Source organism: SAR324 cluster bacterium, from assembly GCA_029245725.1.
Classification (GTDB): Bacteria; SAR324; SAR324; order SAR324; family NAC60-12; genus JCVI-SCAAA005.
The window spans coordinates 18,944-33,876 of record JAQWOT010000096.1 but is presented as its reverse complement, the minus strand read 5'-3'; the positions used below and the strand labels follow the sequence as shown (position 1 = coordinate 33,876).

Here is a 14,933-nt window from a genome sequence, read left to right as displayed (position 1 = left end):
CTTACTTGGCTTGCGTTGAGAAGATGTAGTCGTAGTTGACTGGGATGTGAACCGGATCTACAAAGAGTGTCCCATCACCATCGATCTTGTCAGAGCGGAAGGTGAAGCGTTGTTCATTGAAGACTGGGACCCATGGGGCATCATCCATGATATCTACGTAGATTTGTCTCCAGGCAGCTTCCCGTTCCGCGGTCTTGGAGGGATCCGTCATTGAATCAGCCTCACCTGCTCGAGCATCCAGCGCTTCATTACAATACCAGGACCAGTTCCATCCACCCTGAACAGCACCGGCACAACCCAGGATGGGACCGTAAAAGTTGGAAGGATCAGGGAAATCAGCAATCCAGGCCATTCCTCCAGACCAGATCATTGGTGCCTGATCGGGTTCACCACCTGCTGCAATAACGTTGGCTTGGGCCAGGTTGCGGATTTCAGCCTTGATCCCTATCGCCGCCAAATCCTGTTGAATCGCCTGGGCAATTCGTGGGTTTGGATCGGTGTTGTATACAAACAGTTCGGTCGAAAAACCATTTGCCAATCCAGCATCCGCAAGCATCCTCTTGGCACCGTCTGGATCAAAGGGGTAGCCTTTATAATCCTTGGCATAGCCTGGCATTGTTGGAGGCAACGGCTGGTTTGCCGGAACGGCACGTCCATTGATGATGCGGACGATACGCTCCTTATTGATCGCCATGTTGACGGCCTTGCGAACCATCACATTGTCAAATGGAGCCATCCGGGTGTTCATCGTGATGTAACCCGTATGGAGTTGCCCTCCTTCGATTACGTTTTTTGACTGGTTGGGATCGTTCATCACCTGCATGAACTGCGCTGGAGGAATACCATCACCCAATGTGTCTGCCATTCCTTGCTGCAAGCGGAGCAAAGCCACCATCGGTTCTAGCCCAATCTCAAAGGTCACACTCTCCAGCTTGGGTACTCCAGCTCTGTGGTATCCGTCAAATGCTTCGAAAACGACTCGTTGTCCGGGAGTCCACTCTGCCAACTTGAAAGCGCCGGATCCGACTGGCTTTCGACCAAAATCTTCCCCTGCGGCATCAACTGCTTCCTTGGGCACAATCGAAGCAAAGTTGAGTGCCATCACGTGTAGGAATGTCGCATCAGGACGAGAAAGTCGGATTTCTATGGTCTTGTCATCAATCACTTTAACACCGGAAAGACCAGAACCCTGCCCAGCATTCCAGGAATCAAAACCATCGATCATCCCAAAGAAACCTGCACCAGGGCTTTGAGTTTTTGGATTTGTCACACGCTCCAGTGAATACTTGACGTCTGCAGCTGTGATTCCACGACCGTTATGAAATTTGATTCCATTCTTTAATTTAAAGACGTGCACCATCCCATCTGCTGAAATGGTGTTGCTTGCGGACAGCTCATTACGCAGCTGAGTACTTCCCGGCTCGTATCCCATCAAGCCATCAAAAAGACTCTTAATCATAGACCAGTTTTGCCAGTCATAGCCAATTGCCGGATCCAGTGTCGCAACATCATCCTTATACGTGACCGTCATAGAACCACCCTGAGGGGCATTTTCATTAACTTGGGCCAATGCCACGTTGCCAAAAAGTGCAAGTCCAGTGAGACCTGCCAGGAAAAGCTTGAACATATTTATCCTTGAATGGGGTTACTTGATCTTGATTCGTGGATCGATCCACGGTGCGATCAAGTCAGCCAACAAATTACCCAGCACAATTGCTGTGGCGGAAACAATCGTGACTCCCATGATGACTGGGATGTCAATTCGCTGGATGGCCTGCCATGCAAGTTGCCCTATACCTGGCCAGCCAAACACACTCTCCACAACAACAATCCCTGACATGAATAGACCAATGTCTATACCAACCATGGCAATGATTGGCAAGATTGCGTTGGGAATTACATGTCGCACAATGACTTGGCTCTGAGCAATTCCCTTTGCTCGGGCCGTTCGTACAAAGTCTTGATGTAGGACATCAATCATAGAAGAGCGCATCATGCGCGAGTACCACCCAGCGCCCAGCAGGCCTAGGGTGAGAGATGGAAGAATCAGGTGTGCAAAGGTTCCATAGCCTCCAATCGGCAACCACTGCAACTGAATAGAAAAGAAATATAACAAAAGAATTCCAATCACGAACTGAGGTGCTGAGATTGAAACAAAACTGAAGATCATCAGTGCTTGATCTTCAAACTTATTGCGTCGTAAGGCAGCAACAATTCCAATGGTCAATCCAAGGATCAACTCAGTCACAATTGCAGAAACCATCAGTAGCAGGCTCGCTGGTAAGCGACCGGCAATCAGTACACTGACTTCCACTTTCTGCAAGTAACTGCGCCCCATGTCACCCTGAACCAAATTCCCAAGATAGTTGAAGTACTGAATCATGACTGGATCATCTAATCCCAGTTGGGCTCGAATGTTCGCAACGGTTTCGGCAGTGGCACTTCTGCCAGCAATCTGTCGTGCTGGATCAGCTGGAATTAGGTAGAGCAGAATGAAGGTGACCAATGAGATTCCCAGCAGAATTAGGCCACTCTGCAACAGCCGACGGAGTACATAGTTTCGCATCAGTGACGGCCCTTCAAGGTAGGATCTAGAATATCCCGCAGAGCATCCCCCACCAGATTGAAGGCCAGGGCCAACAGGAGGATGGCTACTCCTGGAAAAAAGACCAACCAGGGTGCTGTGTTGAAATAGGTTTGATTCTCAAAGATGATGTTTCCCCACGATGGAGTGGGTGGCTGAACTCCAACACCTAGAAAGCTGAGGGTTGCTTCCAACAAGACTGTTGTTGAGATTCCAAGCGTGCCAAATACAATGATCGATGAAAGCAAATGTGGGAGTAAGTGATGAAAGAGGATCCGAAATGGACTCGAACCAATCGCTTTCTGTACCTGAATAAATTCTCGCTCTGCAAGGGAACGAGCTTCCGTGTAAACCACCCGGGCCATCTGGACCCAATTTACCATTGCGATCACCAAGACCACAATCAACAGACTTGGCTTGAAGATAGCAGCAAGAACGATGGCCAGCAGTAAAGCGGGAAAGGCCATCATCAGATCGGTGAAGCGCATCAGGACCATTCCCAACCAACCCCCAAAATAGCCTGCCAGAATCCCGACAAAGGCGCCCATCAATACGGCAATCCCATTGGCCAACACACCAATGATGAGTGAGGTTCTAGTGCCTAAAATCAGTCGTGAGGCCAAGTCTCGTCCAAGTAGATCCGTGCCCAATGGGAATTCACCACCCGGGGGAAGGGGTTCCCCCATGAGTGTCAATCCATCAAAACTTTGTTCAAAGGGATCGTGCGGCATCAGCCAGGGCGCAAAGACCGCCGCGAACAGCATCAACAGGATCACAGCGATCCCGAAGACAGCACTAGGCCGATTGAAAAGTTGGCTAAACACAATCAGCATTTTTTTCTCCAGCTTACCAAAACACTCACTAAAATAGTGTTACTTCAATCGTAGTATGCAGGATTTGTAAGAGAAATATTTCCTCTCCAACAAATTAAAAATGAAAAAGTCTTGGGAATCCTTTCGTTGGATTCCAAGATATATCTTTCAAGAAATCAGAATCAGCTGATTCACAAATTTAACTCCATACCTATCAATTAGAATTCACACACATTTTATGAGCCCTTACCAACCAGAGAAAATTCGCGGAATGCTCCTCGGTATGTTCATCGGAGATGCCCTCGCAATGCCTGTTCATTGGTACTACAATACCAAAGCCCTTCTGCAGGACTACGGTCCGATCCGCAATATGGAGACCCCCAAGGAATTTCATCCAGATTCTCTGCTGCACCTCTCCAATACAGGAGGTCATGGGCGTGGAAAACAGCACGGTAGCATCGTGGGCGATGTGATCCTCAAAGGGCGCAAGGAGTTCTGGGCCAGACCCAAGCTCCACTACCACCATGCACTGCGAGCTGGGGAAAACACCCTGAACCTTCAGTGTCTGCGGGTCTTATTGCGGAGTGCTATTCCGGATTACTCAACAGATAGATTTTTGGAGCCCTACATTGATTTCATGACTACTACAGACTCTCATCAAGACAGCTATGCTGAGTCTTTCCATCGAGATTTCTTTGCCAACTGGGCCAAGGGTAAGCCCGCTGAGAACTGTGCTGGCGCAGAGGATCACAACACAGCATCGGTTGGAGGCCTCGTTCTGCTTCCTCCGGTTCTTGTCAAATCGATGGGAGATTGGTTGACAATTCGCACTCAGTTACGACTGACTCATCGATCTCCAAAGCTGGAACACTACGCAGAACCCGTCATGGAGCTGTTACACAAATTGCTTCAGCAAGAGCACTCCACCAATCTTAGGGAGCAGACGCTTGAAGCCACTCAACCACTGGGACTTCGCCTATCCAAATTGCTCGAAGAAGCAGATCGTAAAGACTGGCAGGACCAGGAAGTCATCGGCCCAATTTTCAGTCCTGCATGCTACATCGAGCACTCTGTTCCTTCTCTACTTTATCTGCTGGCCAAGTATGAGACTGATGCTGAGAAGGCCTTGATTGCCAATACGGAAGCCGGTGGTGATAACTGTCATCGTGGTGCCATCCTTGGAGCGCTTCTGGGAGCAGCAGGGGGGACAAGCGTTTTCCCAAGCCGATGGATCGAACAACTTTACGACCGTACCACGATTCTTGAAGAAATCGAGTATTTCATTGAATCTGTCAACTGACCCAGAATCCTTTCGCTCTGATCTATTTTTTCATGCAAAGTGTTTGTAGTGATAGAGATGTATGACGATCAATTGATCGAAACACTACGGCAAGGAGTAATTGGTTTACTTGACAAATGGGGGCTTGACCCCCAAACCAATGTCGAATTGCTAACCATCTCTGAGAATGCAACATTTCGTGCAGAAGAGCCCGATAGCGGACGACAGATCGTGCTCCGAGTTCATCGACCGGGCTACCATACCCAACAAGAGATCGAGTCCGAGCTGGATTGGATCGTAGCCTTGCGTGAAGAGGGGATTGTCGAAACCCCAGAACCCCTTATAGTCAAAGGTGGCAGACATCTGACCAGCTTCGAAATGCAGGGAGAGCAACGTTTTGTAACGGCTTTCGCATTTATGACCGGAGTTGAGCCTTCTCCAACGGAAAACCTGAACAGTGGCTTTGAGCGACTAGGGGCCATCAGCGCCCGACTACACCAACAGGTTCGAACTTGGAAGCAACCATCTTCCTTTGTCCGCAAGATCTGGAATTTTGACACTACAGTGGGGCCGAAGCCTCACTGGGGAGACTGGCGAGATGCACCCAAATTGACAAAGGATGGGGAACAGTTGTTGGAAAGAACCTGCCTAGAATTGAAACGCCAACTTAATGAATTTGGAGAGGGTGCAGACCGATTTGGACTGATCCACGCCGACCTGCGACTCGCCAATCTTCTCGTGGAAGGAGACCGTTTGGGGATCATTGATTTTGATGACTGCGGTTTTGGCTGGTTTGTCTATGATTTCGCGGCTGCCGTTAGTTTCTTCGAACATGAACCCATCGTTGCTGAATTGGAAGATTCTTGGATTCGAGGCTACCGAAGCGTTGCTCCACTCAGTGAGGAGGATGCGAAGATGTTTCCCACTTTTGTGCTGCTTCGCAGGTTGTTACTTACCGCCTGGATTGGTAGTCACGCTGAGACTCCAGCAGCACAGGATGTGATTGAAACTTATACAGCTGGAACCTTGGCACTCGCCGATGATTTTCTCTCGAGAACCTAGCCTTCCCGCATCACCGCAACCACGGTTTTGCTATTCTCTCGATACCAGACAAAAATGCCCGAAGCGACGATCACAAGGGCTCCAAGGTAAGTGAAGATGTCTGGTAGCTCATCAAAGATAAAAAATCCCCAGAAACTGCTGTACAACAAGCCAAAGTAGGAGAAGGGTGCCAAGATTGAAGCTTGGGTGTACCGCAGGGCAAAGATCAGCATCAGGTGCCCGATTCCCCCAATGATCCCAAAACTTGACAGAATCGGTAGATCCTCCAGCACAATCGGTTGCCACTTTGGAATTACCAATATCGAAGCGATCACTGTTCCGATCAGGGCAGTGTAGAGAAAATTCGTCCAGGGTGACTCTTCAGATCCCAGAAAACGTGTCATAATCGAGTAGCCAGCAAAACAGCCCGCCGCCACGATCGGTAGCAGTGCGTAGGGAGTAAAGACCTCCGTACCAGGGCGAATGATGATCAATGCTCCTAGCAGACCGATGGTGACTCCCACCCAACGCGGCCAGCTGACTTTTTCCTTGAGAATCAGAAAGGAGAGGCAGGTGATCAGCAGCGGAGCTACCTCAAAGATGGCAAACAGTTCAGCCAACTTCAGATAGGGTAGCGCTGAGAAAAAGGCTAACGTTGCACCAAACAACAGCCCCGATCTCAGAATCTGTAGCTTGAGATACCTGGTTTTCAGCAAGCTTGTTATGAAGGGCGCAAGGACTACCAGGGACCAAAAACTCTGACTACAATAACGGGCCCAGACTACCTGAAAGGGATCATAGTGAGCGCTCATCATCTTGGCGATGGTGTCCATGCAGCTGAAGGCAAAACTCGCCAGAATCATCAGCAAAATGCCCTTGTAGACAGGGCGCGCCTCGGTCCAATAGTATATCAGAATCAACAGGATACTCAATGAAGCAGACGAATTGATCACCATTCCAATCAAGAGGATCAATCGGATGAGGGTCTGCGAAAAACGGAATTCAGGAGGAAAATATCAGGAGGGAAGCGTTTATCCGCTCTTCAGGCGATAGTCTTCTCCACCACTTTCAGCCATCACGTAACGCCCGTTCGGTAGGTCGTTCTTATTCACCTTCGCAGCAATTTCCTCGGAGGGCAACTCATAATACTGCCAGCGTGCAGTCAGTCGTTTCTCCAACACAGCTTCCGGCACCTCGAGCAGAACGGCCACATCGAACAGCGACCTCAACTGCGACCAAGGTTCCTGCTGAAGTAGTAGATAATTACCCTCTACCAGGATCACCGGTACTTTTGCAGGAATCAATCGAGCTCCAGCTCGGGCAATCTCCAAATCTCGATCAAAAACCGGCACTGCCACGAACTCTTCCTGCCTCTCACGCAAACGTCGTAAAATGTGATAAAATCCCCACACATCAAAGGTCTGTGGAGCTCCTTTGCGTGGCCTTAAACCTGCTGGCACCAGGTACAGATCATCATAATGGAATCCATCCATTGGCAAAATCATCGCCTGCTCAGGCTGTTCCTGATTCAGGGCTGATTCTAGTTCACCAGCGATGGTAGATTTTCCAGATCCGGGAGGTCCTGCGAATGCAACAAGGATCCGTCCCTGTGAGCTTCGTTGCTGAATCAATTCCTGTAATTCTTTCAGGTCTATCGAGGGTGCCATGGCCTTTTTGATGAATTTGTTGAGAAAAAGATGGAAACTTTAGCTGGATTTGCCAGTAATTTGGAATCTAAATTGATGTTAATCCATCACAAAAATCATCATTGACGTCAATTGCTACTTGCCTCCACTTGAAAGGAAATAATGGAAGAGGCCTTGAACCCTACAGAACTTCGTGAACTCGCAGCAGAGATCCTGAGTGAGAACGACCGCGAAGGACGCTACACGATCCCCACCAAAGGCTTGTATCCTTTCCAATGGAATTGGGACAGTTGCCTGACAGCTCTCGGCTGGACGTATCTGGACGAAGATCGCGCCTGGCGTGAAATCGAAACACTGTTTGAACACCAGTGGTCAGACGGCATGGTTCCACACATTGTTTTTCACGAGCCGGACGATGGCTATTTTCCAGGCCCAGAAGTTTGGTCTACTGGCCTTTCAGTTCCCACCAGTGGCATCACCCAACCGCCTGTTGCCGGTTTTGTCCTGAGGCGTTTGTACCAACGCTGTGCCGACCCAGAAGAAATTGAAGAACGTATCGAAGACCTGGTCGACGCAGTTGATCACTGGCATGCCTGGTTTTTTGAAAATCGAGACCCACAGCGGGAAGGACTTGTTTCCATTATCCATCCTTGGGAAGCTGGACGAGATAACTCGATTGACTGGGACGAAGCTTTTGAGCGAGTACCAACCGAAGGTATCACTGACTACGTTCGCCGCGATACTGAGCACGCTAATCCAGCACATCGCCCCACCAAGGCACAGTACGACCGCTACCTCTGGCTGGTGGAACACTTTCGCTCACTCGGCTGGGACAACAGCAAACTGCATGATGCCTCGCCTTTCCGGGTGGTTGATCCCGGCTTTAATGCGATCTTGATTCGTTCCTGCTTTGATCTAGCTGCTCTCGCAGAAGAACTGGAAATGGACGATGTCGCTCAGCGCAACTATGCTTGGGCTCGTCGAGGGTTAGAGGCCTTGGAGAATCTTTGGAGTGATCCACACAGGCAGTATCTCTGTCAGGATCGAACGACAGGGCAACTGATTGAGAGTACCTCGATTGGGGGTCTCCTGGCGGTCTTCGCCCCGATTCGCCTTACTCGGGCCCAAGCGATTGCTCATCGTATCGAGCAAATTTCCGAAGAATGCCGCTTCAGCATCCCTAGCCACGATCCAGCAGATTCAAGGTTTGATGCCAAACGCTACTGGCGTGGGCCTGTCTGGCTGATCATTAACTACATGATCAACGATGGTTTGGAGGCCGCCGATTTGGAGGAGTCCAGTACGAAAATTTTGGACGATTCTCTCAAATTGATCAGTTCCAGCGGTTTTGCTGAGTACTACGACCCCAAGACTGGTGAAGCTTGTGGAGGGGGACGGTTCACGTGGACCGCTGCAATGGTGCTGGAATTTCTTCAAGATCAGTAAGATGCAAATTGCCCTGATCATGGCGCATCCAGATGATGCCGACATCTACTGTGGGGGTTCGATAGCGGCTTGGCGATCCATGGGAGCAGAAGTAACGATCTTGATCGCAACCGATGGTGCAAGGGGAGGAAATTATGATCCCAAAAAGCTTGCACAGTTGCGTGCCAAGGAGGCAATCGCTGCTGCCAAAGTCTTGGACGCCAACCTGATTCAGTTGAATTTCCCAGATGGTGAACTTCCACAGTCTGAAGAATTTGCTTCAAGGTTGACGGCTGAGGTGGTGCGCCTCAAACCAAATCTGTTGGTGGCGCATGCTCCAAATGACTACCATGCTGATCATCGAGCGGTCTCTGCTGGAGCATTGATTGCTGCAAGTTTTCGGGCTCCTGTGCTTTGGGTGGATCCAATGATGGGTAATGAGTTTCTACCCAACTACTACGTCGATATCACTCCTTTTCAGGATTTGAAGGAGCAGGCCATTCTCTGTCACACAACCCAGGGACCAGAGCACTTTGTCGAAATGTCCCGAGTTCAAGGACGTTCCCGTTCAGCTCAGTGTGGTCAGCTGGGTGGCTTTGCTGAGGCTTTTCGCCATGATTCCATTCACCCCTTTGCTGATATCCGTTCTCTGATTCCCCCTGCCCCTCCACTTCAGCCAATTGTTGTCAAAAGCCCTAACTAAAAGCACTTCCCAAAAGCTTACTCGAGCTTTTCTCTAAAGAATCCTTGGATACAAAGCAGTTGGGACTCCGAGCCTATAAGCCACCTTGTTAATGAAACGTTGTTGGGAATTAGGCATTCTCGTTGGAGATAGGCTTTTTGGGCCGGTAGTTGATCAGGACAATTCCAGCGGAGATCAGCACCAGCGCACCCAAAATGGTTAAACTGATCGCTTCATCGAGGAAGAGCCAACTGAAGATCACACCGAAGGCAGGGGTCAGAAAGCCAAAGGAGGCCATGTCCGAAGCAGGGTAGATGGTGAGTACCCAGAACCAAACAAGAAAACCACCAGCGACGACTATGACAACCTGGAAGCCGAGCATAAAAACGTGCATAGTTTGCAGATCTCGGATCCAGTCTCCAAAGAGCAGAGAAAAGGGCAGCAAAACAATCGTGGAAACTGCCAGATTGTAAAGTAGCTGCATTTCGATGCTTGCTTCTTTGAGTTTGCTCACCCGGACCGAAAGCCCGATTCCAGCCCAGCACATTGAGCCGAGAATGCTCATCAGGTCTCCAACCCAATTTCCAGACTCGCCATCTAATCCCCGATCTGAAAAAGCCCAAACTAGGCCCACCATGGAGATGATCAGTCCAAGAATTTTCTGGGCATTGAGGCGTTCTCCATCAATCAGGAAATGAGCTCCGATTGCCATCCAGACGGGCATTGAGTACCAGAAGATCGAATTGCGGGCGACAGTCGTCATGTCCAAGGCCAGGAAGAGAAAAATGAATTCAATCGAGAAGAGGCAGCCTGTAAAGATACCTGCTTTGAAGGTGCCGTCTGTGACACTGATCTTCTTCCCTCGCCATAGGGCCCAGCCCCAAACCACAAAAAACGCAAACAGCGAGCGCAATCCTGCTTGAAAGACAGGTTGTATTCCATCGTTGACAACCTTGATCACCACCTGGTTCAAGCCCATCACCATCGCGAAGATGACGAGGACACTGCCGCCAAATAAATCGATATGGTCTTTTCGTTCCATCAAAATCCTTTCATGGTTAATATCTATCAGGTAACTTTTCCATCTTCTTAACCCTAAAGATCAACTCTAATAAATTCTTAACCAGAATTTCTAAATCGTTTAGATCAGGTTTCCTCATGGCTAATTATCAAGTAACTCCGCTGGTTCAGGAACTGCCAGCAGCCGTCCCGTTTGTTGGACCAGAAACACAGGAGCGCCTACGGGGCAGTGCATTTCGAGCTCGAATTGGGGCAAATGAGAACGTCTTTGGTCCTTCCCCAGCAGTGATTGAGGTCATGCAACACAGAGCGAAGGAAGCCTGGATGTATGGAGACCCTGAGTTTCACGAATTACGAATAGCTTTGGCTCAACAACTGGGTGTGGCTCCTGAAAATGTGATGGTTGGAGAAGGCATAGACGGATTGCTTGGTTACATCGTGCGGATATTTGTCGAACCTGGAGATGTCGTAGTGACATCCGCCGGGGCCTATCCCACCTTTAATTACCATGTCCAAGGATTTGGAGGGGATTTGCAATTCGTGCCCTATCACGAAGACCGTGAGGATGGAGAAGCTTTGCTAACTGCTGCTCAGAAAAATGAAGCCAAGCTGATCTACTTTGCCAATCCGGATAACCCGATGGGTAGTTGGTGGGATGCGGATTATGTTGAGTCGATGATCAAATCTGTGCCTGAAGGATCCCTGCTAGTTTTAGATGAAGCCTATGGAGAGTTTGCTCCAGAAGGAACTCTGCCACCGATTGATGTGGATAACGGCAGAGTGATTCGCATGAGGACCTTTTCGAAAGCATATGGTTTGGCAGGCATGAGAGTCGGCTACGCCATTGGCAATGCGGGAATGATCGCCGAGTTCAACAAGGTAAGGAACCATTTTGGTTTGAGTCGTCTCTCTCAGATTGCTGCGCTGGAGGCTGTACAAGATCAAGAACATCTGAATCACGTTCAGCGCCAAGTCCAAGGATCTTTACAACGCATCCAGCAAATTGCATTGGACAATCAATTGAAGCCATTGCCAACTGCGGCTAATTTTTTGACCATTGATTGTGGTCGAGATGGAGATTATGCGATTGCAGTGATGAAAGGTTTGATTGACTGCGGGGTCTTTGTGCGAATGCCCGGAGTGGCACCTTTGAACCGATGTATTCGGATTACAGCAGGATTGCCAGTGGAGTTAGATTTCCTAAAAGCAACCCTTCCCAAGGTTTTGAAGTCCATTTGACTTCAAAATGAGCTGTTAAGATCCAGATTCACTGCACTTTTTGAACCTTAATAAAGAGAATTCTTGGCTTCCATCCAACATTTTCCCTATTTTTGTTGTGAATTTGTTACAAATTTGCTGAAATTTACTGAAATTTACAGTTTTGTAGCCAGATCCATAACCTCCAAGATTAATAAAAGATGAGCATCCCCTCCCAAAACAAGACTTCCAAAAAAGACCTACGCCGATGGCTATTAGCCACAGTGATCGTTCTGGGAGTTCTCCTATTCTTTGTCTTCGACCTGCAGCGATTCCTGACACTTGAATATCTTCAGGCTTCACGTGAGAGCTTTGCAACAACCTACGCAGAGTCACCATTCACTGTATCGATAATCTACTTTCTGATTTACGTGATTTCGACGGCACTTTCGGTGCCTGGAGCCGTTGTTTTAACGCTAGCAGGTGGAGCCTTATTCGGCTTGGGTTGGGGCCTGGTGCTGGTTTCCTTTGCCAGCAGCTTGGGAGCAACCTTAGCGATGATGGCCAGTCGGTTTGTGTTGCGTGATGCTGTGCAAGACCGCTTTAGTTCACAACTTCAACGCATCAATGAGGGTGTTGAAAAGCAGGGCGCCTTCTATTTATTCACGTTGAGGCTGGTGCCAGTAGTCCCATTTTTTGTGATCAATCTTGGAATGGGATTGACTCCAATTGGTGTCTGGACCTTCTATTGGGTTAGCCAAGTAGGCATGTTTGCAGGAACGATCGTTTATGTGAATGCTGGCACTCAACTCGCTCAACTGGAGAACCTCTCAGGGATTGCTTCGCCTGGATTGCTGGTTTCTTTTGCCCTGCTTGGAATCTTTCCATGGCTGGCACGTTCCTTCGTGAAACAAATCGAACAACGAAAGTTGCTTGCCAAGTGGCCGAAGCCTAAGCAATTTGACCGAAACCTGATCGTCATTGGAGCTGGCGCAGCTGGCTTGGTGTCAGCCTATATCGCGGCAGCAACGAAAGCCAAGGTGACGCTGGTGGAAGCTCATAAGATGGGTGGTGACTGCCTGAACTATGGCTGCGTGCCGTCCAAGGCCTTGATTCGTAGCGCCAAGTTGCTGCATCAGATGCGCAATGCTTCCAATTATGGGTTGCAGGATAGTAATCATCCCTTCTCCTTTGACAAGGTGATGCAACGTGTGCATCAAGTCATTGCGGAGATCGAGCCTCATGATTCTGTGGAGCGCTACACTTCCTTGGGGGTAGAAGTCATTCAAGGATATGCCAAGATAGTAGATCCCTGGACGGTTGAGATTCAAAATCCAGACGGAACGACTCAACGCTTAAGCAGCACGGCAATCATTATTGCGGCAGGGGCAGCTCCCTTTGTACCACCCCTGCCTGGCTTGGAAGAAGTAGGCTGCCTGACTTCAGATACCCTCTGGGAAAAACTGAAGGGAAGAGAAGAGGCACCTCAACGCTTGGTAGTCCTTGGAGGCGGACCTATAGGAACGGAATTGACCCAAGCTTTTGCCCGATTAGGTTCCACAGTAACACAAATTGAGATGGCTCAGAGAATCATGCTCCGAGAAGATCCAGAGGTTTCTGAGATGGTGCAAAAATCATTAGAGCGGGACGGAGTGACTGTTCTAACAAACTACAAGGCAGTGGGTTGTGGGTTGACGAATGGTGAGAAGTGGATTCAAGTGGAAGATCAGCGAGAAACTAAACGAATCAGCTTCGATGAACTGATCGTTGCTGTGGGGCGTGCACCTCGCCTGAAAGGGTTCGGTTTGGAAGAGCTAGGTATCCCAGTGGGTCGGGTGGTTCAAACCAACGAGTACTTGGAAACAATTTATCCTCACATTCTAGCGGCTGGTGACGTGGCGGGACCGTACCAGTTCACACACACAGCTGGGCACCAGGCTTGGTATGCTGCAGTCAATGCACTGTTTGGTAAATTCAAGAAATTCAAAGTGGATTATCGGGTGATCCCTTGGGCAACATTCTGTGATCCAGAAGTAGCTCGAGTGGGGCTCAATGAACTGGAGGCTGAGGAAAAAGGCACCCCCTACGAAGTGACTCGCTATGGCATTGATGATCTGGATCGAGCAATTGCCGATGGCTCTGCCAAGGGAATGGTCAAAGTGCTAACGGTTCCCGGTAAGGACAAGATCCTCGGAGTTACTCTGGTAGGTGAGCATGCTGGAGATCTGATCAGTGAGTTTGTAATGGCAATGAAACACGGATTGGGCTTAAACAAAATCCTTGGAACCATCCATATCTACCCCACCTTGGCAGAAGCCAACAAGTATGCAGCCGGTGAATGGCGTCGGGCTCATGTAAACCCAAGGCTTTTGTCGTTTGTAGAGCGCTTTCATGCGTGGAGGCGAAGATGATTGATGTGGCCCTTCAGCCTCTTCAGCAACGGCTTCTTCAATCACCTGCGAAAATTCTAGCACATTGGGGAGTGAAGGCTGACCAGATCACACTGCTTGGCTTCTTAGTAGGAATTATGGTCGTGCCTGCCTTGGCTATTAAAGCCTATTTTCTGGCACTACTTTTTTTGTTGATCAATCGTTTTGCAGATGGGCTGGATGGGCCATTAGCTCGTCAGACGAAACCCACGGACCGAGGTGCTTTTCTAGATATCAGCTGCGATTTTCTTTTTTATGCTCTGTTCCCCTTGGGATTTGCTCTCGCTGATCCTGTCAATGCTTTACCCGCTGCGGTGTTGATTACCTCTTTCGTGGGCACTGGCTCTTCTTTCCTGGCCTATGCGGCCATTGCTGCAAAGCGCGGCGACACTGCGATGAATTTTCCTCAAAAAGGATTATACTATCTAGGCGGTCTGACGGAGGGTTTTGAGACGATCATCCTCTTCATCAGCATGTGCTTCTTTCCTGTGTTCTTTCCTCAATTGGCCTACTTTTTTGCAGTCGCCTGTGCAATCACAGCCGTATCTCGCTGGTACCAAGGTTGGAAATTGTTCTCAGAAGACTGAGTGATCTCAACCTTGTCTTCACCCGATAATAAAACTCTAAGCATCCCTTTTTCTCCTTCTGGATTGACCGAAATCATCAAAAAACTCCTAAGGCAAACTTTACGTTCGTCAACTTTCAGCTTGCTGAACGATCTTCCTTGGGTTAGTGGATGCCCCTTCAGATATATTGATCTTCAGAACCATTAAGTTGACTGAGGTTCATTGATTTGAATTGGTCACGGCTGTCTTGTA

General features: G+C 49.0%; 13 protein-coding genes. 7 read left to right on the top strand and 6 right to left on the bottom strand.

The window, feature by feature from the left end:
- Position 1: 1 nt before the first annotated feature.
- From P8O70_04345 to P8O70_04335, 3 genes are read right to left on the bottom strand one after another with little or no spacing between them, the layout of a single operon-like run.
- The gene (locus tag P8O70_04345; protein ID MDG2196111.1) at positions 2–1,627 is read right to left on the bottom strand and encodes an ABC transporter substrate-binding protein; all 1,626 of its coding nucleotides are present in this window, start codon (positions 1,625–1,627) and stop codon (positions 2–4) included.
- Positions 1,628–1,645: 18 nt separating this feature from the next.
- Positions 1,646–2,566 carry an ABC transporter permease gene (locus P8O70_04340; GenBank protein ID MDG2196110.1) on the bottom strand — a complete coding sequence of 307 codons (921 nt, stop codon included), beginning with the start codon at positions 2,564–2,566 and terminating at the stop codon, positions 1,646–1,648.
- The gene (locus P8O70_04335) at positions 2,566–3,417 is read right to left on the bottom strand and encodes an ABC transporter permease (GenBank protein MDG2196109.1); all 852 of its coding nucleotides are present in this window, start codon (positions 3,415–3,417) and stop codon (positions 2,566–2,568) included. Before P8O70_04335 ends, P8O70_04340 begins: the two co-directional genes overlap by 1 nt.
- Before the next feature lie 217 nt (positions 3,418–3,634).
- Between P8O70_04335 and P8O70_04330 the strand changes: the two genes are divergently transcribed.
- Positions 3,635–4,696: an ADP-ribosylglycohydrolase family protein gene (locus P8O70_04330; protein MDG2196108.1), complete on the top strand. Its 1,062-nt coding sequence runs from the start codon at positions 3,635–3,637 to the stop codon at positions 4,694–4,696.
- 48 nt (positions 4,697–4,744) lie between these two features.
- Positions 4,745–5,737: a phosphotransferase gene (locus P8O70_04325; GenBank protein ID MDG2196107.1), complete on the top strand. Its 993-nt coding sequence runs from the start codon at positions 4,745–4,747 to the stop codon at positions 5,735–5,737.
- Here the strand turns inward: P8O70_04325 and P8O70_04320 are convergent.
- Positions 5,734–6,636 (bottom strand): DMT family transporter, encoded by a 903-nt coding sequence (locus P8O70_04320; protein ID MDG2196106.1) that lies wholly within the window; start codon positions 6,634–6,636, stop codon positions 5,734–5,736. The genes P8O70_04325 and P8O70_04320 overlap by 4 nt on opposite strands.
- 111 nt (positions 6,637–6,747) lie before the next feature.
- Positions 6,748–7,383 (bottom strand): nucleoside triphosphate hydrolase, encoded by a 636-nt coding sequence (locus tag P8O70_04315; GenBank protein ID MDG2196105.1) that lies wholly within the window; start codon positions 7,381–7,383, stop codon positions 6,748–6,750.
- Between the two features lie 141 nt (positions 7,384–7,524).
- On the opposite strand from P8O70_04315, the gene P8O70_04310 reads away from it, so the two are divergent.
- Both P8O70_04310 and P8O70_04305 read left to right on the top strand, forming a co-directional pair.
- Entirely contained in the window at positions 7,525–8,808 is a 1,284-nt protein-coding gene (locus tag P8O70_04310; GenBank protein ID MDG2196104.1) for a hypothetical protein, read from the top strand.
- A gap of 1 nt (position 8,809) precedes the next feature.
- A complete protein-coding gene (locus P8O70_04305; GenBank protein MDG2196103.1) occupies positions 8,810–9,490 on the top strand; it encodes a PIG-L family deacetylase in 681 nt (226 codons plus the stop codon).
- A gap of 109 nt (positions 9,491–9,599) precedes the next feature.
- Here P8O70_04305 and P8O70_04300 read toward each other — a convergent pair whose 3' ends face one another.
- The gene (locus P8O70_04300) at positions 9,600–10,511 is read right to left on the bottom strand and encodes a DMT family transporter (GenBank protein MDG2196102.1); all 912 of its coding nucleotides are present in this window, start codon (positions 10,509–10,511) and stop codon (positions 9,600–9,602) included.
- Positions 10,512–10,627: 116 nt separating this feature from the next.
- Here P8O70_04300 and P8O70_04295 point away from each other — a divergent pair, with 116 nt between their 5' ends.
- From P8O70_04295 to P8O70_04285, 3 genes are all read left to right on the top strand, one after another.
- Positions 10,628–11,728, top strand: coding sequence for a pyridoxal phosphate-dependent aminotransferase (locus P8O70_04295; GenBank protein ID MDG2196101.1), 1,101 nt, complete (start codon positions 10,628–10,630; stop codon positions 11,726–11,728).
- A gap of 179 nt (positions 11,729–11,907) precedes the next feature.
- Positions 11,908–14,097 carry an FAD-dependent oxidoreductase gene (locus P8O70_04290; GenBank protein MDG2196100.1) on the top strand — a complete coding sequence of 730 codons (2,190 nt, stop codon included), beginning with the start codon at positions 11,908–11,910 and terminating at the stop codon, positions 14,095–14,097.
- Positions 14,094–14,702 carry a CDP-alcohol phosphatidyltransferase family protein gene (locus tag P8O70_04285; GenBank protein MDG2196099.1) on the top strand — a complete coding sequence of 203 codons (609 nt, stop codon included), beginning with the start codon at positions 14,094–14,096 and terminating at the stop codon, positions 14,700–14,702. Before P8O70_04290 ends, P8O70_04285 begins: the two co-directional genes overlap by 4 nt.
- The last annotated feature ends 231 nt before the right edge of the window (positions 14,703–14,933 follow it).